The sequence below is a fragment of the Ascidiaceihabitans donghaensis genome (assembly GCF_900302465.1).
GTDB lineage: Bacteria > Pseudomonadota > Alphaproteobacteria > Rhodobacterales > Rhodobacteraceae > Ascidiaceihabitans > Ascidiaceihabitans donghaensis.
In genome coordinates this window covers 2709771-2731330 of the sequence record NZ_OMOR01000001.1, presented here as the reverse complement: position 1 = coordinate 2731330, position 21560 = coordinate 2709771, and the positions used below count along the sequence as shown (strand labels likewise).

Here is a 21560-nt window from a genome sequence, read left to right as displayed (position 1 = left end):
ACCCATTCATTTCAATGCGATAGGGAGCTTTCGCCATGGCAAATGACCTTTTCAATTCTTTCATGACCGGCCCGGACGAAAACGGGCGCTTTGGTGATTTTGGCGGACGTTTTGTATCCGAGACACTGATGCCTTTGATCCTGAGCCTTGAAGAAGAATACGAAAAGGCCAAGACCGACGAAAGTTTCTGGGCCGAGATGAACGATCTTTGGACCAACTACGTGGGTCGTCCGTCGCCGTTGTATTTCGCCGAGCGTTTGACCGATCACCTCGGTGGCGCAAAAATCTACATGAAACGCGACGAGCTGAACCACACTGGTGCTCATAAAATCAACAACGTATTAGGTCAGATCATTCTGGCACGCCGTATGGGAAAAACGCGTATCATTGCGGAAACCGGGGCAGGGCAACACGGTGTCGCCACGGCGACGGTTTGCGCAAAATTCGGGCTGAAATGTGTGGTTTACATGGGCGCACATGATGTTGAACGCCAAGCGCCCAACGTCTTCCGTATGCGCCTTTTGGGTGCTGAAGTGGTGCCTGTCACCTCAGGTCGTGGCACGCTGAAGGACGCCATGAACGACGCGTTGCGTGACTGGGTCACAAACGTCGACGACACCTTCTACTGTATCGGCACCGTTGCTGGCCCGCACCCATATCCGGCGATGGTGCGCGATTTCCAAAGCATCATCGGCAAGGAAGTTCGCGACCAGATGGTTGCCGCAGAAGGCCGTTTTCCCGACACGTTGATCGCGGCGATCGGTGGCGGGTCCAACGCGATGGGCCTGTTTTTCCCGTTTCTGGATGAGAAAGACGTCGGCATCATCGGTGTTGAGGCTGGCGGCAAAGGCGTCAACGAAAAGATGGAACACTGCGCGTCTTTGACAGGGGGACGTCCCGGCGTTCTGCATGGTAACCGCACGTATTTGTTGCAAGACGACGATGGTCAGATCCTCGAAGGCTTCTCAATCTCCGCGGGCCTTGATTATCCGGGTATCGGCCCTGAACACGCTTGGCTGCACGACATTGGGCGCGCGCAATATGTGTCGATCACAGACGTCGAGGCACTTGAGGCGTTTCAGCTGTGCTGCACCCTCGAAGGGATCATTCCAGCGTTGGAACCCAGCCACGCCTTGGCCCATGTGATGAAGATTGCAGGCGATTTACCCGCCGATCACATCATCTGCATGAACATGTGCGGACGCGGTGACAAAGACATCTTTACCGTGGCGCGCGCACTTGATTTCGACATGGGTGAGTTCGTTTGAAACTTTCCTAAAGAAAAGGCCCGAGAAACAGGGCAAAAGAGGGGTCGCAACTGCGGCTCCTTTTTCATTTATTGCGCCGGTGGGTAATTATGTTGCGCACTTGCCACATATTGTTGCGCGCAGGAATTTTCCCTGTTGAGCAGAATCGTTGTTCCCGCCTAAACACCGCCCACCGATGCAATGCATCAGACCTTAGCGGGATGGGGTGATCACCCACCCGGTGCGGGGCGGCTCTGTCGTCAACGTATACCAAGGCTGCTGCACCTCATTGGTACATTGGAAATGTAGCTCAGGCGGTAGAGCAGTAGGTTCCTAACCTTCATGTCGCAGGTTCGATTCCTGCCTTTTCACCATGGTACTGCGGAGACGCAGGGGTTCGATTCCCCACTTGCCTTCCACGCAAGCATAACATCGGTCGGGGGCTGTTCCTGCGTGGGAACGGCTTGGAATTCTGCACCCTTCGAGGGGCTGAAACCACCCGTGTCCACGCTCTGGCTTTGGGCCGGGACGACACTGGATGGCACGCATCGCCCGTGGTTCGGGTGGTTTGGATTTCGATCCGCACCGCCCCGCCTTTGGCCTTGCCTGCCCTCTCTTGGGTCTCCCCGTTCAACGTCATGGCAAGGGGCAGTTTCCGACCACACCAATTCCCTTTTCAAAAAGGGCAACACCTGACTGCACATGCGGCAACCCACTGAAACCAAAAGGAGTTCGCATTTTGCGACGACGATAAAGATCGAAACAAAAAAGGAGTGCATGACATGCAATTGATAGATCTTGTGACCGATATGGTCCTGGGGCGTACCCGCCTCACAGCAACCGAAACAGAGCGCGTGATCGTGCTGCGGGATGGTAAACTTGCTGACATTCTGACGGCTGGCCGTCACGCTGTGAAACGGCGTGGGTTGAGCACGCAGTGGCATGATCTGGAGCATCCTGAATTTGTGTCTGACTACGCGTTGGCGTTGATGCGCAACCGGCCTGATCTGGTCGCAACCCACTTCACCGAAGTGGCGACCGGGCGCGATGAGGTGGCGATTGTCTACCGTGATGGGCGGGCGTTTGCGGTGGTCACACCTGACCAACGGCGCTTGTTCTGGACCGAGGCTGGTCCTTGGACGTCGACGCTTTTGAACGTTGCTGAGGACACGCGACTTGAGATGTCCTTGGCGCAACGTTTGATGCGGTCTGGGCTGAGCGCAGCGCTGACGCGGGTGGAGGTGCCTGCGGGGAAAGTTGCGGTTTTAACAGTGGACGGGGCCGACCCCAAACTGCTTGATGCTGGGACGTACACCTTCTGGAACCTCGGGCGTAAACATGACGCCAAATTGGTCGATATGCGTTGGCAATCGCGTGAGGTCGTGGGGCAGGACATCCTGACCCGTGACCGCGTGACCCTGCGTGTGAACGTCACAGCAACCTACCGCATCACCGATGCGCTGGTCGCTGTGGGGGCGGTCAAGGACTTTGGCGAAACGCTGCATTTGGCGTTGCAACTGGCCTTCCGCAAGACGCTGGGGGCGGTGACGCTGGATCAGCTTTTGGCGGACAAAGTGTCTGTGAATGCTGAGGCGGCTGAACTGGTCCGTGCCGAAATGGCGGGTCTGGGTGTCGAAGTGGGCGAGATCGCGTTGAAAGACGTGATTCTGCCCGGCGAGATGCGCGAGATCCTGAACCAGGTCGTTGCCGCGCAAAAAGAGGCCGAAGCCAACGTGATCCGGCGTCGCGAAGAAACCAACGCGACGCGGTCATTGCTGAACACAGCCAAAGTGATGGCGGAAAACCCCGTCATGCTGCGGCTGAAAGAGCTGGAAGCGTTGGAGGTCATCGCCGGCAAAGTCGAGCGTTTGACCGTGCACAACGGGACCGAAGGGCTGATGTCCGACGTGGTCCGATTGCGCGATTAAGATATGGACCGATCCGGGGGAACCTCGGGTCGGTTTTTCCTGTCTGAACAATGTGCCGTCGCTGCCAATGCAGAAATTGATCGAATGACCGCTCTACGGACTTTTGAGACATTTGCTACGACTGCGCCAACGTCCGCATCGAAGTTCTGTTTGCATCAACAAGGCAACTTCGCTTTAGGGACTGCCTACAAGCCAACCGACATCGCTACGAGCCCCAAGCTCACAATCTTTGAGGCTTTCGTAATACCCGGACATTTCCGGGCAAGACCAATACCCACCGTCAGGATAGTGCAGTAATTCGTCGTCGCCGACGGTGATCCATACATTCTCATAGTAACGGAAAAGCTTGCCGTCAGGACTGACGCGTATGTCGACTGAACGTGTACCGTCGTCCTTTCGCAACGTCTTTTCTATAGACCAAATTTGCATCCCGTCAGTTTACCTACGATGTAAGAGATGAACAAGAAACCAAATTACGCGCACCTTGCGGCATTCGTCAATATGGGCTCAAACCGGCCATTGGTTTGTTCCAGACTTTCAACCCAATGAACGTCGTCATGTGTCCTAAGTCACCCCATACCCCCGCAACACCTCCAACGGCACAATCTCTAACGCCCGCTTGTGTGTCGCCTCCAGCTTCACCTGCGGCGCACAGCCCTCGTCATGGGCTTGCAAGAACCGCCCCGCGCACAGGCACCACGCATCCCCTGGTTTCAACCCGACAAACCCATACTCTGGCCGTGGGGTGCTGAGGTCATTGCCCACGTATTTGGAAAACGCTAAAAACTCTGCCGTCATCACGGCCGCCACCGTGTGGCTGCCCTGATCTGCGGCGCATGTGTTGCAATAACCGTCGCGAAAGAACCCTGTCACGGGGTCGGTGCCGCACAGATCCAAAGCAGTGCCAAGCACGTTTATGCTGTCTTCAGGTTCCATTCGCATCTCCTGTTGCTTTTGCGATGGCGCGGCAGGTGTCGACGGCGCTTTCTATGACGCCATCATCGCGAAACCCCCGATCGGCCGAGGTGATCACCACAACCACGCTTTGTTCATAGCTGATGTAGATGTATTGCCCGTAAATGCCACGGGCCATCACCTCTTTTCCGGCAATCGCGTCCTCGGGTATCCACCATTGATAGCCGTATTTGAATTCGCCGAGGCCCGTGTTGGCGGACGGGATAACGGATGCACGCACCCAGTCGGCGGACACGATGCGTTGCCCGTGCCATGTGCCGTGTTGCAAGATCATTTGCCCAAACCGCGCGTAGTCGCGTGTGGTCATGTTCAAGCCACCCAAGACAAAGGCGGTGCCTGCGCCATCGGTCAGGTAATAGGGCGTGGTTTCCAGACCCAGTCTGGCGATGACTTTTTCGCTCATAAGATCCACGATGTCGCGTCCGGTGGCGGCCCGCGCCACCATGCCCAGAACATGCGTGTCGATGGACGTGTATTGCATCACATCACCGGGTTCGGCGAATGTATCTGTAAGGCCCGCTGCGAAATCATCCATGCGCTTGCCCAAGGCCAACACGCGCCCCATTCGGTTGATGTCCGAGGCCTTGTCCAAATAGTCCTCATTGAAGGTGATCCCCGACGACATGCGCAAAACGTCGATGATCCGCGCCCGTTCATAGGCCCCGCCTTTCAGGACTGGCACAAGGTCTACGACCTTTGTGTCCAATGACGGGATCGCGCCCTCATCCACCAAAACACCAAATAAAACAGACAGATAACTTTTCGCCATCGACCAGCTGATGCGCAGATCGCTTTCGGTGGTGCCGTGGTGATAGCTTTGATGTACGATCGCACCGTTCTTTAACACCAGCGTCGATGTGACGTGGCGCACGGCGGCCCAAGGCGCAAAAACGGCTGGCATTTCAAGGGGCGTGCTCTCGGGCAGGGGGGACACCACACCAGTGCCAATATCAAGATCACGGTTCAGGAAGGCACCGCGCATATTGGAGAAATTCTGCACGATGCGGTCTTCGCGAAACAGGGTGTTCACCGCCATGAGCCGCTTTAGCTCTGCGCCCTTCCAGATCAGGCCAATGCCTATGGTGCCAATCAAGGTAGCCAAGACGACCAGCATGGATATCATTTGAACTTGTCCATCAGCTTTTGCATCGCGTTTCGCGTGTCGGGGGTGGCCTCGGGGACGGGTTTTGGAGCTTCGCCCGCAGGTTTAGCCGCGGTTTTGGCCGAAGTTTTGTTGGGGGCTTTGGTGCCGGAGCTTGGCCGTTGTGGCGACACACGCATCCCGACAGCATTCATGAACTTCGCGCTGTCACCTGCGGCCAGATGCGGCGCACCATCGGCACAGCCCCGCAGCACATCGTCCAACCAATCCTGATCAGCGCGTGAAAAATCATGCAACACATACCCCGGCACGCGGTCTTTGTGGCCGGGATGGCCCACGCCCAAGCGCACGCGCCCGTAGTCGGGGCCGATGTGTTGGTGGATGGATCGCAATCCGTTGTGGCCTGCGTGCCCGCCGCCCATCTTGTATTTGACTTTACCGGGGGCCAGATCAATTTCATCATGCAAAACAATGACATCTTCTGGAGTCAGCTTGTAAAACCGCATGGCGGCCTGCACGGATTGACCGGAATTGTTCATGAAGGTTTCGGGCTTTAGCAAAGCGGCACGGTCCGACCCGAAGCGGCCTTCGGACACGGCCCCGTTGTGTTTGCCTTTCCACGGGCCAAAGCCGTGATCGGCAGCGATCATATCCAAGGCCATGAAGCCGATATTATGGCGGTGTCCCGCATATTTGGCCCCTGGATTGCCCAAACCCACGATCAGTTTCATGTTTCTTCCCCACTTGGTTGGTGCGACATTACACAGCCGCTTGTGAATGCTCCAGCCAAGAGGCCGCGGCACACAAAAAAACGGGGCACCCGATAGGCACCCCGTTCACAGCAAACCCTTGCAGGATTGGCTTATTCTTCTGCTGCGGCTTCTTCACCAGCTTCTTCCGCGGCGTCATCTTCGCTTTCGGAAGAACGCAGACCGGATGGCGCAGATACCTGAGCGATCACAAAGTCACGGTCAATCGTTGGTTTGCAGCCTGCAGGCAGCTTCACGTTCGAAATTGTCGCGTTGTCGCCGATGTCCAGTTCGGACACGTCAACTGTGATGAATTCAGGGATGTCAGCAGCTGTTACAACCAGTTCGACTTCGGAACGGACCAGCGTCAGTACGCCGCCCTTCTTGATGCCGGGCGATACATCTTCGCCGGATGCTTCAACGTTGATGAACAGGTTGATTTTTGTGGTGCGCTTCAAGCGCATGAAATCAACGTGCGTTGGCAAGTCTTTAACAACGTGGCGCTGCACGTCGCGGCAGATCACACGCACGTCGTCGTGGCCCTCTACCTTCATGTTGAACAAGGTCGACTTAAAGCGGCCCGCTTTCAACATTTTGAACAGCTTGTTGAAGGGGATGTTGATCGGCAAAGGATCTACGTCACCACCAAAAACAATGCCCGGAACCATGCCATCGCGGCGTGCCTGACGAGCGGCGCCCTTGCCTGTCCCCGTCCGTTCCAAAGCTTCGAGATCAGGAATCTCTCCAGCCATAGTATTCTCCAATATTTTTAGGGCAGGACGCCTCCAAGGCTGTCGTCCCGCGTGAAGTCGCGCGTATAGACCGGATTATCGAGCAGGGGAAGAGGCAAAAAACCAAAGCGACGGCGTCTTTGTCTTGTCCCTGCAAACAAAGGCTGTCACCAGATACCTTGATGAGTATTCTCCAGGACATATCGCGCACTCGCGCCCCTTTGGCCAGCTTTTTGGTGATTGGCCTGGCATGGGCGTCGTTTTCTGCGCAAGCCCCTGTTTTAAAGTCTGAAATCGAAGCATCAGATAGTGTTTATGGACTGGTGATGTTGTTGGCATCTGTCGGTGCTTTGCTGGCCATGTGGTTGGCACCATTGGCCCATAAGTGGGCGGGGGCTTACAGTTTGATGGTGGGCAGCTTTTTGGTTGGAACGGGGTTCATCTTTGTCGGCATGTCGTCACAGATCGTTTTTTTCGGTCTCGCGTTGGGGGTGATGGCCGCAGGGGCGGGAATCGTTGATGTTCTGGCCAACGCTGAAATCGCCGAAGTCGAAGCCGACACCGGGGTGGCTTTGATGAACCTGAACCATGGGCTTTTTTCCTTTTCCTACGCAGGGGCGGCCCTTGCCACCGGTTGGATGCGCGAGGCGGGATGGGCCACGTTGTCGATCTTCATCGTTTTTGGCATGGGCATTGTTTGTCTGTGCCTTTTGATGCGTATTCCCAAAAGGCACCGGCTTGAGACGGGTATAGATGCGCTGCCTGCGCGTGTCCCGTTGGGGTTTGTCTTGACGGCCGGCGCTGTCGTGCTGGTTGCCTTTCTGGCAGAAGCGTCCAGCGAAGGATGGTCCGCGCTGCATATTGAACGCACGCTGCAAGGTGGGGCGGCGCAAGGGGCTATGGGGCCTGCAATATTGGGGCTGACCATGGGGATCGGTCGCTTGGGATGGCACTTTATCAACTATACAGGTCGGGACATTCACGCGATGATCATAGCGCTTTTGATATCTGCGTTCGGGATGTTTTTGGCAGGGATCGCGCCCAATCTGGCAGTGGCCTATCTGGGCTTTGGTCTTGGGGGGTTGGGGGTGTCCGTGGTGGCGCCTTTGGCACTTGGCCTGCTGGGGCGTAGTGTGCGTGGTGACGTGCGTTTGACTGCCATAAGCCGCGCCTCTGCTATCGGGTATGGCGCGTTCTTTCTTGGGCCGCCGCTGATGGGATTTGTCGCGGAAGGGTTTGGATTGCGGACAGCGTTTGTTGTGGTTGCGGTGCTTTTGGCACTGGTGGGGGTGGTCTTGGTGCCATTGTACGGCCGGTTGGCACAAGAGGTTTCGAAAGCACCTATTGGGGCGTGATCAAATGTCCGTCTGCTGCAACGATACTGTCATACAGGGCGAATTCTTGGGCCCGTGCAATGCGCAATTTTCCCTCTACCTCGGGAGATAGGGGGGCTTTGACAGGCGGTGATACATTGCGTTGTTGCAAGTTCATGGGCGCGTTGAACGCGTCCTCCAGAAACGCAATGAGTTTTGGCTGCGTTTCATAGGCAAAGATATGATCAACCAGCGGAGTGCCAGCGCCCGAGCATAAAAACGAAAACTGGCTTCCGATCCCCGCAAACGGCGCGTGATCTTTTTTGATCACTTCCAGCACGAAATCGTCAAAACTGCACCCGTTTGTGCTTTTGGCGCTGCCATTCAATCGGGGCGCACTGCGATACCGAAACCAACTGCGGATTTGTTCGATGGGGTCGCGCATCACCGCAAAGGCCGCAGGCCGGACCCCAAGTGTCCCGTCCAGAAAGGGCAGGATCTTGTTGCGATACTTTGCGGCTGGCATGTGTTTGCGATGTTTGCTGAAAATAACATCTGCGCGCGGCTTCAGAGCCATCTCAATGGCTGTGGTTCCGGTTTTTGGCACAGCGAGAAACGCGAGATTTTGATCAGAAAACACCAACATAAAGCCAAGGTAGTCCAGAGACTTCAGTCTTGCCAGCGTCCTTCGAAATCTTGCGGCACAAGTAGGTTTTGGCGTCCCAAATCGGCAACATTCACTTCGCCACACAGCGCCATGGTGGTGTCGAGTTCCTTGTGGATAACATTCAGCGCTTCGGTGACGCCCGGCTGGCCCATTGCGCCCAACCCGTAGATGTAGGCGCGTCCGATATAGGTGCCCTTGGCCCCCATAGCGACGGCTTTCAACACGTCCTGCCCGCTGCGAATACCGCTGTCCAGATGCACTTCGACCTGATCACCAACAGCTTCCAGAATGGACGGCAATGCGCGAATGGAAGACAAGGCACCATCCAGTTGACGCCCGCCGTGGTTGGACACGATGATGGCGTCAGCGCCGACTTTAAGGGCCATTTTGGCGTCTTCGGCGTCCAGAATACCTTTCAGAATGACCTTGCCGCCCCATTCTTCTTTTAACTTGGCGATCTTGTCCCAATCCAGGCTTGGATCGAATTGTTCGGCAGTCCATGCGCCAAGGCTTGAGGCGTCGCTGATGCCGTCGACGTGGCCTACGATATTGCCAAATTCGCGCCGCTGGGCACGTAGCATTTCAATGCCCCATGACCATTTGGTCGCCAGATTTGCCAAGGTTTTCACAGTTAGCTTGGGCGGAGCAGACAGGCCGTTTTTCAGGTCTTTGTGACGTTGCCCCAGAATTTGCAGGTCCAGTGTGATGACCAAAGCCGAACATTTTGCGTCTTTGGCCCGCTGGATCAGACGGCTGACGTAATCGGTGTCTTTCATGGTGTAAAGTTGGAACCAGAAAGGCTTTGTTGTAGCTTCGGCCACATCCTCGATCGAGTTTATGGACATTGTGGACAGGGTATACGGCACGCCAAACGCCTCAGCGGCGCGGGCTGCTTTGATTTCGCCATCTGCGTGTTGCATGCCTGTAAGGCCAACGGGGGCCAAGGCGACTGGCATGGCCACGTCCTGACCTATCATTTGTGTGGCGGTGGACCGACCCGTCATATCCACGGCGACGCGCTGACGTAGGCGGATTTGGTCGAAGTCGGATGTATTTTCGCGAAAGGTCTGTTCGGTCCAGCTGCCTGATTCAGCGTAATCATAAAACATGCGTGGCACACGTGACGCGTGCAGGCGTTTCAAGTCGGCGATGTTGGTGATGACAGGCATGGTTGCGAACTCCGCATATTGGTCAGGTTTTGTTACCAATTCAGGACATTGCTGGCAAGATTGAAATAAAGTGCGATATCGTACTTGTTTCAAGGGCGCGGATTGACTATGTAGTTCGATATCGCACCAAATGGAGATTTTCATGCCTGTATCCCGCCGCAAAGCCATCGCCCTGATCGGGGGCGGCGCCGTTCTGGCCGCAACCGCCGCTGTCGCAACCTTTTGGGGGACGCGTACCCCGCATGCGGCACTTGCGCCGTGGGATTTGGCGGGGGGGTATGATGACCCGCGCCTGAATGCTGTGTCCTTTGGTTTGCTGGCACCCAACCCGCACAACCTACAGCCATGGGTGATTGAACTGGTGGGGGACGACGGGCTGCTGTTGCATCACGACACATCCAAGCGCCTCCCTGAAACCGACCCCTTAGACCGTCAAATCATGATCGGAATGGGATGCGTGTTGGAGCAGACGCGCATTGCGGCGTCGGCTATGGGGTACAGCGTTGACATGCAGCCGTTTCCCGATGGCGCGAACGGCCCTGTTGCAGCCCTGACATTCGCAAGCGGAGGCAATGCTGATCCTTTGGTGGCCGGAATAATGAACCGCAGATCGTGTAAAGAGCCGTTTGAAGACAAGCCTGTGCCAGAAAACTTGGCCGAAAAACTGGCCGCATTTGCAGACATTTATACAGACCCTGCTGTCGTTGAAACTTTGCGCAAGCTGACATTTGACGCGTGGCAAGTTGAGTATGAAACGCCGCGCACGTTGCAAGAAAGTATTGATTTGATGCGGATGGGCAAGTCCGAGATCAATGCGTCACCGGATGGATTGGATATTGGGGGCGGCTTTCTGGAAAGTGCGATGGCCTTGGGGATGTTGTCGCGTGAAGACCTTGCAACGCCGGGCACCTATTCATTTGAGGAAGGGGTGCGCATGTACAAAACCATGTTAGAGGCGACACCCGCCTATGCGGTTTTGACCAGTAAAACAAACACACGGGCCGACCAACTTGACGCCGGGGCGCGGTGGCTGCGTTTGAACCTTGCAACAACGCAAGCAGGTTTGGCGTTGCACCCTGTCAGTCAGTGTTTGCAGGAGTATCCAGAAATGCACGATCACTATGCGGCGGCCCACGAGATTTTTGCTGGTCCCGGAGAAACGGTTCAAATGCTGGGCCGCTTGGGCTACGGTCCAACAATCCCGCGCACGCCGCGATGGGCGTTGGAGCACAAATTGAAGCATGCCTGATCACGAACCGACCCTGATATTCGAGATTTTCAACGAAATCGGGATCATTGAACAATTGACGCGGGCGTCATTGGAGGCGCGTTTGCCGGACGGGTTAATCGCGCCTCACTTTACGGTTTTGAACCATCTGACCCGTGTCAAAGACGGGCAGACACCATTGACGATGGCGCGGGCGTTTCAGGTTCCAAAAACCTCGATGACGCACACATTGAAAGGGCTTTTGGCCCGCGATCTGGTTGAAATCCGTGCCAATCCTGACGATGGGCGGTCCAAGCAGGTTTGGCTCACGCAGGCTGGAAAAGATCTGCGTGCGCAAACGATCACGGATCTGGTGGGCGATTCTATGGACTTGATCAAAGCCTTTGACTTGAACCGATTGGCAGCCATCAAACCCGTTCTGACAGAACTGCGTATCTTTTTGGACGAGCGCCGCAACAAGCCTCACGGGGTGGACTGAAGTCCACCTTACGGAACGACCTTGATGTTCTCAAGCTTTCTTGGGTTGGGCGTGGGGATGGGCTTCAGGCGCGATGGGCGCCATCTGACAAGGATTTCACGAAATCCAGAACCTCTGATACCGATGCGCCAGACGCCAGTTTTGACACGATAGCGGAGCCCACGACCGCACCATCCGCAACAGAAGCGATGTTTTCGGCCTTTTCCGGCGTGTTGATTCCGAACCCTACGATCACAGGCAAATCCGTTGAGCTTTTGATGCGGGTGACTTCGGGACCCACGTTTGTGGCTTCGGCCTCGGCGGAACCGGTGATGCCGTTGATCGACACGTAATAGACAAATCCGGATGTGTTTTGCAAAACGCGCGGCAAGCGTTTTTCGTCGGTTGTGGGGGTGGCCAGCCGGATAAAGTTCAAACCGGCTTTTTGCGCAGGAATACACAGTTCGCTGTCTTCTTCCGGTGGCAGATCCACCACGATCAACCCGTCGATGCCAGCCGCCTTTGCATCTTCCAGAAAACGGTCAACGCCGCGCGAATAGATCGGATTGTAGTAGCCCATCAGCACGATCGGGGTGGTGTCGTCGTCTTCCCGAAACCGTCGCGCCAGTTCCAATGTCTTGTTCAGCGTCATGCCGCCTTCCAAAGCGCGTTGCCCCGCCAATTGAATGGTCGGGCCGTCTGCCATCGGGTCTGTGAAGGGCAGGCCCAGTTCGATGATGTCCACGCCAGCTGCTGGCAGCCCTTTGACAACGTCGAGGGACGTTTCAAAGTCCGGGTCGCCCGCCATCACGTAAGACACGAACGCCTTTTTGTTGGCGGCTTTCAGCTCTGCGAATTTTGCATCGATCCGTGTCATGGCGCGTATCCCTTCATATCTGTCGCACCGCTTTGCCAACTCGGCGCAAGAAACGCAAGACACCTGTTCATCTTGGGCCTTTTCATGTTTTGGGAATAAGCGTATCAGGCGCCAAACTGTTATCAGGAGAACGCGCCATGGGTTTTAAAATGGGTATCGTCGGATTGCCAAATGTCGGCAAGTCCACGCTGTTTAACGCGCTGACCAAAACGGCTGCGGCGCAGGCTGCGAATTTTCCGTTCTGCACGATCGAGCCGAATGTGGGTGAGGTGGCTGTGCCTGACGCGCGGTTGGACAAATTGGCAGCGATTGCCAGCTCAAAATCCATCATTCCGACGCGCATGACCTTTGTGGACATCGCAGGCTTGGTCAAAGGCGCGTCCAAAGGCGAAGGGCTTGGCAACCAGTTTCTGGCCAACATCCGCGAAGTTGACGCGATTGCCCATGTGTTGCGCTGCTTTGAAGACGGTGATGTGACCCATGTTGAAGGCCGCGTTGATCCAGTGGCTGACGCCGAAACGATTGAGACCGAATTGATGTTGGCCGATATCGAAAGCATCGAAAAGCGTTTGCAAAACCTGGTGCGCAAGGTGCGCGGTGGTGACAAAGAGGCAGTAGAGCAGGAACGTCTGATGAAGATGGCGCTTGCGGCATTGGAAGACGGTAAACCGGCCCGCGTCGTCGACATCGACGAAGATGACAAGAAACAATGGACGATGTTGCAACTTTTGACGTCCAAACCTGTCTTGTACGTGTGCAACGTGGGCGAAGCTGAAGCGGCTGAGGGCAATGCCCATGCGCAGGCTGTGGCCGATATGGCCGCGGCGCAGGGCAACAGCCATGTCGTTATCTCGGCCCAGATCGAAGAAGAAATCAGCCAGCTTGAACCGGACGAAGCCGTGATGTTCCTAGAGGAAATGGGTCTTGAGGAAGCAGGCTTAGATCGCTTGATCCGTGCAGGTTACGAATTGCTGCACCTCGAAACCTATTTCACCGTGGGCCCCAAAGAAGCACGCGCTTGGACCATTCCATCAGGCACTTCCGCGCCAAAGGCTGCGGGTGTCATTCACGGTGATTTTGAAAAGGGCTTTATCCGCGCCGAAACCATCGCATACGATGATTTTGTGACTTTGGGCGGGGAACAACCCGCCAAAGAGGCGGGAAAAATGCGCGCAGAAGGCAAAGCGTATACTGTCAAAGACGGTGACGTGCTGCACTTTTTGTTCAACACCTGATGCCAAAAAAACGGTCTCCTCTAGGGGAAAGGAGACCGTTCCAAGCGCTGGTACTGTCAGATCACGCCAGTGAGGGGAACCGGAGTGGTCTGACGCCAAACATCAGCGACTGTCGTTATTCTTGCTGACGTATGTATTGTCAGCGACCCTATCCATCTTTTCTTTGTTTCGGGTACTGACCACCGGGGTCACGCTGTTGGCCGACTGCGCGTGCGCCGACGTATCAAGTTTGTTGTCGTGGTAGCGGTCTGATTGACCGGCAATGGCCGTCGTGGCGATCAAAGCGGCGGCAGCGGTAGAGATAATCAGTTTCATCTGTTTGTCCTTTCCAAGGATGCGGCACAGCGCCGTTTCGTTGTCTTCTGTCATTCAAAGTGGGGTGGTTTGACCGGGTTTACAAAACACGTCTGATCACTGGGATGTGTCTGTGATGTAACTTTCGCACGGCTCGACGATGCGGTTGTTTTGATCGCGTCAAAACACGGGGGTGTGAGGATTTTAGTGTTTTAATGTATGTGCTTAACGAGTGTTCGGGGAGTGAATGCACAAGCTGTTCATGACGTGTCACAGACGCGTGATCGTTTCGCGTGCAACAAGACTTCGCCAGATGTCCCGATCTTGTTCGCAACGACATGGAAACAGGATGCCGAGACACGTAAACCGTGAAGTCGTGAAACATCATTTCCGCCAAAAGCCAAGCAAATGTTTACAGTTTCAGCCGTTGCAAGTCTTCTAAAAGGTCCAACAAGTCGTCCAAACGCTCGGCGCCGAACTGCTCTGTGATGTTAGAGAAAATCGCGTCGCTTTCCGCCGTATGGGATTGGATCAGCGCACGGCCTTTGTCGGTTATTGTGATGATCGCTTTGCGTTTGTCGTTTGGATCTTCGGTGCGGTGCAAAAGCCCGTCGTCCACCATGGACTTGTTCAGCCGTGTCAGACTGGGCAGCAACAGGCTGGCGGCTTTGGCAATGGCGGTTTGTTCCAATGGGCCAGATTCTTCTACCACCCGCAAAACGCGCCATTTTTGTTCAGAAATGCCAGAGCTTTGCAGCATATCGCGTACCGGCCCCATCACCGTTTCACGTGCACGCAAAAGGGAAATTGGCAAAGATCGTTGGGTTGGGCGATTTGGGAAACTCATATACGAACTCTTAGGGGGCCGCGGATAAGTTGACAAGTTTTGCGCAGACCCAAAACCCAACCATAGGATGCTTGCGCTGCTGTGTCGCCAAACAGAAAATGTTAAAGCTTGTTGACCGGCAGCTTCATCATCATCGCACCAGACGGGTCACGCGGGATTTCACCTGCACGCATATTCACCTGAAGCGAAGGGATGATTAGCTTGGGCATCGCAAGTTGCGCATCGCGTGTCTCGCGCATTTGCACAAAATCTTCGCGGGTGGCGTTGGCGCCTACGTGAATGTTTGCCTCTTGTTGCGCCCCAATTGTCGTTTCCCACGCAATGGCGCGGCCACCGGGGCCATAGTCGTGGCATACAAAAAGCCGCATGTCTTCGGGCAGGCTGAGCACGCGCGTGATGCTGTCGTAAAGTTGCCCAGCGTCGCCCCCCGGAAAGTCTGCGCGCGCTGATCCCCCATCGGGCATAAACAACGTGTCCCCCGCAAACGCCGCATCGCCCATAACATGCACCATGCACGCAGGGGTGTGTCCGGGGGTGTGCATCGCAAAACAGTTCATTTCCCCGACTTGATAGGTATCATTGTCTTGAAACAGCTGGTCAAACTGTGACCCGTCACGTTGAAATTCTGTGCCTTCGTTGAAGATTTTTCCAAAGGTGTCCTGAACCTGCATAATGCCGGCGCCAATACCGATCTTACCCCCAAGGCGCTGCTGGATGTAGGGCGCACCCGACAAGTGGTCCGCATGGACATGGGTTTCGATGATCCATTCAAGAGACAGGCCGTTGCTTTCGATAAATGCGATCATTTCATCTGCACACTCATAGCTTAGCCGCCCCGCTGCATAGTCGAACTGCATAACAGCGTCGATCACCGCGCAGGCCGTGCTTGCCGGATCTTTCACGACATATCCGATGGTGTTGGATTGTGGATCGAAAAAGGCTTTGACGTCTGGCTTTTGCGTCATGTCGACAGGCGCATCGCAAAGGGGGGCTGAGGGCACGGAAAACTCCAGTTTATGTGATTGCCTTAAAGTGGGATCAGAAAATTGTCCCGTCAAGATGTCACTTTGGGGGAGCGGATTTCAAATCTTAGGTCAATTTTGGAATATGGGTCTAAGCGCTGCGCCATCCGGCCATGATGCCGCGAAGCTCGGCCAATCCGCGCATTCTGCCGATCAGGGGGTAGCCTGGCGTGCTTTCCATGTGCAAGTCGCCAAGCAATGCTTGCCCATGATCTGGACGCATCGGGATGTTCCAATCTGCGCGGCCTTGTGACTTGCGACGGTCTTGTTCGGCCATAAGCGCGTGTACGGTTGCGACCATGTCCGTGTCGCCCTCCAGATGGGGCGCTTCGTAAAAGCTGGGGCGGTTTTTGTCGGCAGATTCCTCACGTTTGGTGTTGCGCAAGTGAACAAAATGGATACGTGCACCCAACCGTCTGACAAAGTCCGCCGGATCAAATCCAGCATCCACACCAAGGGATCCGGTGCACAAGGTGGCGCCGTTGGCCGGGCTGTTGACTGCATCCAGCACTGCCGCGTAGTCGTCTGTCGATGACATCACGCGCGGTAACCCAAGCAGCGGAAAAGGCGGATCGTCGGGATGGCAACACAGCCGCATGCCAAGACGTTCGGCAACAGGCACCACATCACTTAAAAAATCGATCAGATTCTGACGCAGGTCTTGGGGCGAAATTCCGTCATATGTGCTGAGATGACGTGCCACATCCTGAACGCTCCAAGTGTCGTTCGCGCCGGGCAAGCCTGCAGTGATATTGTGCTGCAACTTCTGTTTGGCGCAGTCTGTCATTGCGGCAAATCGTGCATGGGCCATGTCTGAAAGGGCGTCGTCATAGTCATTGGTTGCGGTCGGGCGTTTGAGAATGCAAAGATCGAAGGCGGCAAAATCCACCAAATCAAAGGCCATAGCGGTGCCGCCATGAGGTTGCACAGCCGCCAAATCCGTACGCGTCCAGTCCAGAACAGGCATGAAATTGTAACAAATGGTCTGAATGCCGCGCGACGCCAGCCGCTCAAGACTGGTTTTGTAAGCCGCGATATGGTCGGCGCGATCCGCCGCCTTGGTTTTGATCGCCTCCGAGACAGGCAAGCTTTCGACCACATCCCACTGAAACCCTGCATCCTTCAACAGCGCACATCGCGTGTCAATTGCGTCTTCAGGCCATGCACACCCGGGGGGAAATTGATGCAAGGCTGTGACGATGCCCTGCACCCCAACCTGATGCAGATCGGCAAGTGCGATCGGGTCTTGTGGCCCGAACCAGCGCCAAGTTTGCTTCATTGTTTATGTTCCTTCCGCATCCTTGACCCTAACCTGTGCCAAGGCGTCGTGGCTACATTCAAAATGTGCGATGAAACCGCTGCCGCGCCAAGGGAAAACCTTCCCAAATGGCGAAAGCTTCGCCACACTCTGTTCAAAACTGGGGGACCTGATGCAACGACTGACCAGCGGCGCACAAACACTGTACGAGGGCATAAGGCACTTGCCGATTGTGTCGCCTCATGGGCATTGCGATCCTGAATGGTTTGCACAGAACAGTGCATTCTCGAACGCAGCAGAACTGCTGGTCATTCCAGATCATTATGTGTTTCGGATGCTGTATTCCCAAGGCGTGTCGTTGGAGGACCTTGGCATCGGGCACGCCGCAGACCCGCGCGAGGTTTTTCGGATCTTTGCGAAGCATTGGCATTTATTCCTGGGTACTCCGTCCCGCATGTGGATCAGTCATGTGTTGCAAGAGACATTGGGGATTATGACGTCGCTTGGGGCGGATACGGCCGATATGATCTACGACCAGATTGGCGAAAAGCTTGCACGCGACGATCACAGACCGCGGGCGCTTTTTGATCGGTTCAACATTGCGGCCTTGGCGACGACAGACAGTGCTTTGGACAGTTTGGAACATCACCAAAGGGTCAAAGACAGCGCTTGGTCCGGGCGTGTGATCCCAACCTTTCGCCCTGACGGGGTGCTTGATCCTGATGACCCCGACTTTGCTGAAAACATTCGTGCTTTGGCGAAGCTAACCCAAACCGATATCTCGGATTTTAGCGGCTACCTCGCAGCTTTGCGCCAGCGTCGCGCGGCTTTCCGCGACATGGGGGCCACGGCCACGGATCACGCCATTGAAGTGATCTGGACCGAGTGGCTGGAAGACCCGGATACACTTTGGCCACGCGTGCAAAGCGGTGCCGCATCTGCGCAGGATCGCATCAGGTTTTACGGGCATATGCTGATCGAGATGGCACAGATGTCCTTGGATGACGGGCTGGTCATGCAAATACATGCAGGCAGCAAGAGAAACACAAACGCCCATGTGATGGCCCGGTTCGGTCGGGACAAAGGTGCTGACATTCCAGTGCAAACCGATTGGGTGCGTGGGCTTGAGGCATTGTTGAACCGTGTCGGCAACCGTGCGGACTTTACTTTGATTTTGTTCACGCTGGACGAGGCAACCTATGCCCGCACATTGGCCCCTATGGCGGGGCATTGGCCCTGTCTTCGGATTGGGCCGCCGTGGTGGTTTCATGACAGTCCCGCCGGTATCGCGCGGTATTTTGATCAGGTGGTCGAGACTGCCGGGTATTACAATCTGGCGGGGTTTAACGACGATACGCGTGCGTTCCTGTCTATTCCTGCGCGCCACGATTTATGGCGCCGCGCGGTCGCTTTGCATTTGGCCCAACAGGTGTCTGATGGGGCGTTCGATGTCAGCGATGCCACGCATCTGGCACAGGAATTGGCTGTGGGGCTGGCGCAGGACGCCTACCGGTTGGGGCGCTGAATGGGACGTATTTTGCATTTTGGATTGGGCAGTTTCGCGCGTGCCCATTTGGCTGATTACACACAAGACGCAGGTGGATGGACAATCACTGGCGTCAGCCTGAGGTCCGCCGCCATCCGAGACGGGCTGGCCGCGCAAAACTACTGTTATGATCTGGCGGTACAAGGGCAGGGGACAAAACGGATTACGGCGGTTCGGGATGTGCTGGTCGCCGCCGAAAACCCCAAGGCGGTGCTGCAAGCTGTGGCTGATCCAAAAATTCAGATTATTTCGGCCACGGTCACTGAAAAAGGATATTGTTTGGACGCGCATGGTCATCTGGACGTGTCCAACCCGCAAATCGCATCCGACGTGCAAGGCGTTGGCCCGCAGACATTCATCGGATATTTGACGCGCGGCCTTGCGCGGCGCAACAGCCCGGTGACAGTGCTAAGTTGCGACAATCTGCAAGGCAATGGTGACGTGCTGGCGCGGTGTGTCGCGCAATTTGCGCAAGCCGCGGGCGTGGTGGTGAATTTCGCCCAAACGTCATTTCCCAATGCCATGGTGGACCGCATAACCCCTGCCACCACGGATGCGCTGCGCAACATGGGGGACCCCATGGTTGTGCCGACCGAGCCGTTTCGCGAATGGGTTATCGAAGACCGTTTTGCCGCATCGCGTCCCAATTGGCCCGACGTGCAGATTGTGCCGGACGTGGCCCCCCACGAGATGCGCAAGCTGCGGATGCTGAACGGTGCCCATTCTTATTTGGCTTATGCGGGGCTTTTGGCAGGGTATGTTTATGTGCATGAGGCGATTGCGGACACTGAATTGCGAAGGCAGGTAGAGCAATTGATGGCGCAAGCCGCAGAAACGCTTCCCCCCGACGCTCAAGCGGGAACGACCCGTTACGCAAAGGCGCTGCTGGCCCGTTTTGACAATCCACATCTGGCCCATGCTTTGGCCCAGATTGCGATGGATGGTAGCCAGAAATTGCCTCACCGGTTGGTGGCCCCTTTGCGGGCGCGGGGTAGACCGGGTGCGGCGGGGGCAGGGATCAAAGCTTGGGTGGATTACTGCTCAGGGGTGCAGGGCGATGTAGACGACCCGCAAGTGCACGCGATCCGGACAGCATTGCAAAACGATGATCCGCTGGGCGCAATGCTGGGATTGATCGGTGCGGAGGATCTGCGCCATCTTATAAGGGAACAATAGCCCCCGAATGTTGCACCACCAATGCGGCCATGTCATGGGCGCGCATCAAGGCTTCCGCTTGAGATGCCCCCGCAAGGACCGCGGCCACATACGCCCCGTTAAAACTGTCGCCAGCTGCGGTGGTGTCTATGACGTCTGATGCGGGCGAATAGGTCTGTGTTACGGGCTCTCCCAAAGACATAGGCCCTTCAGCCCCGCGCTTTAGCGCGCCGCGCCCCTGAAACGCAGCAAAGCGGGCTTCGGTTTGATGGGCTTCCTCGCCAAACAACAGCATTTCATCATCGATCGAGGGCAGTGCGACGTCGGCACGGGCCCACATCGCGCGCGTGACCATTTGTGCGTTGCTTCTGTTGTCCCACAGGTTGGGGCGGTAGTTGCTATCGTATATTAAAACAGTGTTGCTGTCATGCAGCCACTGGATCAGCTGCAGACGGACAGCATGGGGCAAAATCGCCATGGTGATGCCTGAAATATAAAGCGCGTCGTATCCGTCCAACGCGCTGAAGTCGCCACCTGCAAAAAGTGTGCGGGCAGGTGAGGCATTGCGCCAATAGGTAAAAGCACGTTCACCGTATTCATTTGTTGTGATGGCATACAGTCCCGGTGAGGCGTTGCGCACGCGTCCGATGCGTTGTGTTCCGACGCCGTTGGCCGCGATGAAGCTGCGGATCTTTTCTGAAAAGGGATCGTCTCCGACGCGGGTGATATAGTCGACCTGAATATCGGGAGCCGACCGGTGCATGTAAATCGCAGTGTTTAACGTGTCGCCGGCCACACCCACCGCGGCACTATCACGGCCTGCGCCTTGGGTCATGGCCAATTCAATCATGGCTTCCCCGATACAGGCGATTTTGGTCATGTCTGTTCCCGTTTCCAAATAATCAGGCCCGCACAAATGATGATCGCGGCCCCGGCCAGCGTGTAGCTGTCGGGAATGTCTCCGAACAGTGCATATCCAAGCACAGAGACGTAAATCATGAATGAATAGGTATAGGGCATCAGTGTATTGGCTGTGGCGTAGCGGTGGGCGTTTGTCAGCCATTGGTGGCCAAGCCAGGCAGATGCACCCAGACTGAACAGAACGCACCACCCCCACAGTGTTTCCGGGGATTGCCAAGCCCAAAGGGCAAAAGGCAAGGTAAAGACCGTGCCGATCAGCCCTGTGTAGAACTGCATGGTGTCCACAGCGACAATGCCCGACAACTTGCGTGTGATCAGCGCATAAAGTGCCATTGCAGTTGCATTGTAAACAACCAGCACTGCGCCCAACTGAAAGCTTTCATCAAATGGACGAACCACAACCAAAACGCCGATAAACCCCAGAATAATTGCAGCCCACCGCCATGGCCCAACACGTTCTTTCAAGACATAGATCGACAAAAAACACACGATGATGGGGGACGAAAACATAATGGCCGACACAACAGTCAGCGGCAAAAAGCGTAAAATATAGAAATTAAGCAAGGTGGCAGACATCAACAGCGCCGCGCGCATCAATACCAAACCCACATGGGTGGTGGCGAAGCGGTCGGCGCTCAAGCCGTCTTTGGCGATGATGCCCAATGAAATCACAAAGTGACCCGCATAGCGCATAAACGCGAGCTGGAATGCAGGCAAACCCGCCACGGCCAGCCATTTGGCGCCGGTGTCCACCAGTGAAAACATAAACCACGCGCCCAGCATCATAATGATGCCAAGGCGGGCTTTGTCTTCGATGGCTTGGGCGGCGACGGCCATGG

Annotated in this window: 21 protein-coding genes and 1 tRNA gene; 9 read left to right on the top strand and 13 right to left on the bottom strand. The window is 55.8% G+C overall.

Annotated elements, in window-relative coordinates:
- Window positions 1–35: 35 nt before the first annotated feature.
- The 3 genes from trpB to ASD8599_RS13610 all read left to right on the top strand — a co-directional run bounded on the left by trpB (window position 36) and on the right by ASD8599_RS13610 (window position 3175).
- Window positions 36–1268 carry a tryptophan synthase subunit beta gene (gene trpB / locus ASD8599_RS13620; RefSeq protein WP_108829038.1) on the top strand — a complete coding sequence of 411 codons (1233 nt, stop codon included), beginning with the start codon at window positions 36–38 and terminating at the stop codon, window positions 1266–1268.
- A gap of 278 nt (window positions 1269–1546) precedes the next feature.
- A tRNA-Arg gene (locus ASD8599_RS13615) sits at window positions 1547–1621 on the top strand.
- 408 nt (window positions 1622–2029) lie between these two features.
- Entirely contained in the window at window positions 2030–3175 is a 1146-nt protein-coding gene (locus ASD8599_RS13610; protein WP_108829037.1) for a slipin family protein, read from the top strand.
- Between the two features lie 564 nt (window positions 3176–3739).
- Here ASD8599_RS13610 and ASD8599_RS13600 read toward each other — a convergent pair.
- The 4 genes from ASD8599_RS13600 to ASD8599_RS13585 form a co-directional block, all read right to left on the bottom strand.
- Complete coding sequence (locus tag ASD8599_RS13600; protein WP_108829035.1) at window positions 3740–4111, bottom strand: DUF2237 family protein; 372 nt, start codon at window positions 4109–4111, stop codon at window positions 3740–3742.
- Window positions 4101–5273, bottom strand: a complete 1173-nt coding sequence (locus tag ASD8599_RS13595) for a serine hydrolase domain-containing protein (RefSeq protein WP_108829034.1) — start codon at window positions 5271–5273, stop codon at window positions 4101–4103. Before ASD8599_RS13595 ends, ASD8599_RS13600 begins: the two co-directional genes overlap by 11 nt.
- Window positions 5270–5983 carry an aminoacyl-tRNA hydrolase gene (pth, locus tag ASD8599_RS13590; protein ID WP_108829033.1) on the bottom strand — a complete coding sequence of 238 codons (714 nt, stop codon included), beginning with the start codon at window positions 5981–5983 and terminating at the stop codon, window positions 5270–5272. Before pth ends, ASD8599_RS13595 begins: the two co-directional genes overlap by 4 nt.
- Window positions 5984–6114: 131 nt before the next feature.
- The gene (locus tag ASD8599_RS13585; RefSeq protein WP_108829032.1) at window positions 6115–6753 is read right to left on the bottom strand and encodes a 50S ribosomal protein L25/general stress protein Ctc; all 639 of its coding nucleotides are present in this window, start codon (window positions 6751–6753) and stop codon (window positions 6115–6117) included.
- A gap of 161 nt (window positions 6754–6914) precedes the next feature.
- Here ASD8599_RS13585 and ASD8599_RS13580 point away from each other — a divergent pair, with 161 nt between their 5' ends.
- Window positions 6915–8087 carry an MFS transporter gene (locus tag ASD8599_RS13580; RefSeq protein WP_108829031.1) on the top strand — a complete coding sequence of 391 codons (1173 nt, stop codon included), beginning with the start codon at window positions 6915–6917 and terminating at the stop codon, window positions 8085–8087.
- Here ASD8599_RS13580 and ASD8599_RS13575 read toward each other — a convergent pair.
- Both ASD8599_RS13575 and ASD8599_RS13570 read right to left on the bottom strand, forming a co-directional pair.
- On the bottom strand, window positions 8074–8691 hold the full coding sequence (locus tag ASD8599_RS13575; protein WP_108829030.1) for a hypothetical protein: 618 nt from the start codon (window positions 8689–8691) through the stop codon (window positions 8074–8076). The two genes, ASD8599_RS13580 and ASD8599_RS13575, sit on opposite strands and share 14 nt — an antisense overlap.
- A 23-nt stretch (window positions 8692–8714) precedes the next feature.
- On the bottom strand, window positions 8715–9881 hold the full coding sequence (locus ASD8599_RS13570; protein ID WP_108830187.1) for an alpha-hydroxy acid oxidase: 1167 nt from the start codon (window positions 9879–9881) through the stop codon (window positions 8715–8717).
- A gap of 142 nt (window positions 9882–10023) precedes the next feature.
- Here ASD8599_RS13570 and ASD8599_RS13565 point away from each other — a divergent pair, with 142 nt between their 5' ends.
- The gene (locus ASD8599_RS13565) at window positions 10024–11130 is read left to right on the top strand and encodes an Acg family FMN-binding oxidoreductase (RefSeq protein WP_108829029.1); all 1107 of its coding nucleotides are present in this window, start codon (window positions 10024–10026) and stop codon (window positions 11128–11130) included.
- Window positions 11123–11587: a MarR family winged helix-turn-helix transcriptional regulator gene (locus ASD8599_RS13560; protein WP_108829028.1), complete on the top strand. Its 465-nt coding sequence runs from the start codon at window positions 11123–11125 to the stop codon at window positions 11585–11587. Before ASD8599_RS13565 ends, ASD8599_RS13560 begins: the two co-directional genes overlap by 8 nt.
- 64 nt (window positions 11588–11651) lie before the next feature.
- Here ASD8599_RS13560 and trpA read toward each other — a convergent pair whose 3' ends face one another.
- Complete coding sequence (gene trpA / locus ASD8599_RS13555) at window positions 11652–12443, bottom strand: tryptophan synthase subunit alpha (protein ID WP_108829027.1); 792 nt, start codon at window positions 12441–12443, stop codon at window positions 11652–11654.
- Between the two features lie 137 nt (window positions 12444–12580).
- On the opposite strand from trpA, the gene ychF reads away from it, so the two are divergent.
- Window positions 12581–13678, top strand: a complete 1098-nt coding sequence (gene ychF / locus ASD8599_RS13550) for a redox-regulated ATPase YchF (protein WP_108829026.1) — start codon at window positions 12581–12583, stop codon at window positions 13676–13678.
- Between the two features lie 102 nt (window positions 13679–13780).
- Here ychF and ASD8599_RS13545 read toward each other — a convergent pair whose 3' ends face one another.
- The 4 genes from ASD8599_RS13545 to uxuA all read right to left on the bottom strand — a co-directional run bounded on the left by ASD8599_RS13545 (window position 13781) and on the right by uxuA (window position 17120).
- A complete protein-coding gene (locus tag ASD8599_RS13545) occupies window positions 13781–13993 on the bottom strand; it encodes a hypothetical protein (protein ID WP_108829025.1) in 213 nt (70 codons plus the stop codon).
- A 391-nt stretch (window positions 13994–14384) separates the two neighbouring features.
- On the bottom strand, window positions 14385–14819 hold the full coding sequence (hpaR, locus tag ASD8599_RS13540; protein ID WP_108829024.1) for a homoprotocatechuate degradation operon regulator HpaR: 435 nt from the start codon (window positions 14817–14819) through the stop codon (window positions 14385–14387).
- 101 nt (window positions 14820–14920) lie between these two features.
- Window positions 14921–15784: an MBL fold metallo-hydrolase gene (locus ASD8599_RS13535; RefSeq protein WP_108830186.1), complete on the bottom strand. Its 864-nt coding sequence runs from the start codon at window positions 15782–15784 to the stop codon at window positions 14921–14923.
- A gap of 148 nt (window positions 15785–15932) precedes the next feature.
- Window positions 15933–17120 carry a mannonate dehydratase gene (gene uxuA / locus ASD8599_RS13530; protein WP_108829023.1) on the bottom strand — a complete coding sequence of 396 codons (1188 nt, stop codon included), beginning with the start codon at window positions 17118–17120 and terminating at the stop codon, window positions 15933–15935.
- Between the two features lie 151 nt (window positions 17121–17271).
- On the opposite strand from uxuA, the gene uxaC reads away from it, so the two are divergent.
- Together uxaC and ASD8599_RS13520 are read left to right on the top strand one after the other, a co-directional pair.
- On the top strand, window positions 17272–18624 hold the full coding sequence (uxaC, locus tag ASD8599_RS13525) for a glucuronate isomerase (protein ID WP_108830185.1): 1353 nt from the start codon (window positions 17272–17274) through the stop codon (window positions 18622–18624).
- Window positions 18625–19821 (top strand): mannitol dehydrogenase family protein, encoded by a 1197-nt coding sequence (locus ASD8599_RS13520; protein WP_108829022.1) that lies wholly within the window; start codon window positions 18625–18627, stop codon window positions 19819–19821.
- On the opposite strand, the gene ASD8599_RS13515 is transcribed toward ASD8599_RS13520, so the two are convergent.
- Window positions 19805–20680, bottom strand: a complete 876-nt coding sequence (locus ASD8599_RS13515; RefSeq protein WP_108829021.1) for a sugar kinase — start codon at window positions 20678–20680, stop codon at window positions 19805–19807. The two genes, ASD8599_RS13520 and ASD8599_RS13515, sit on opposite strands and share 17 nt — an antisense overlap.
- Window positions 20677–21558 (bottom strand): DMT family transporter, encoded by an 882-nt coding sequence (locus tag ASD8599_RS13510; RefSeq protein ID WP_108829020.1) that lies wholly within the window; start codon window positions 21556–21558, stop codon window positions 20677–20679. The genes ASD8599_RS13515 and ASD8599_RS13510 overlap by 4 nt, the downstream gene beginning before the upstream one ends.
- Window positions 21559–21560 lie beyond the last annotated feature (2 nt).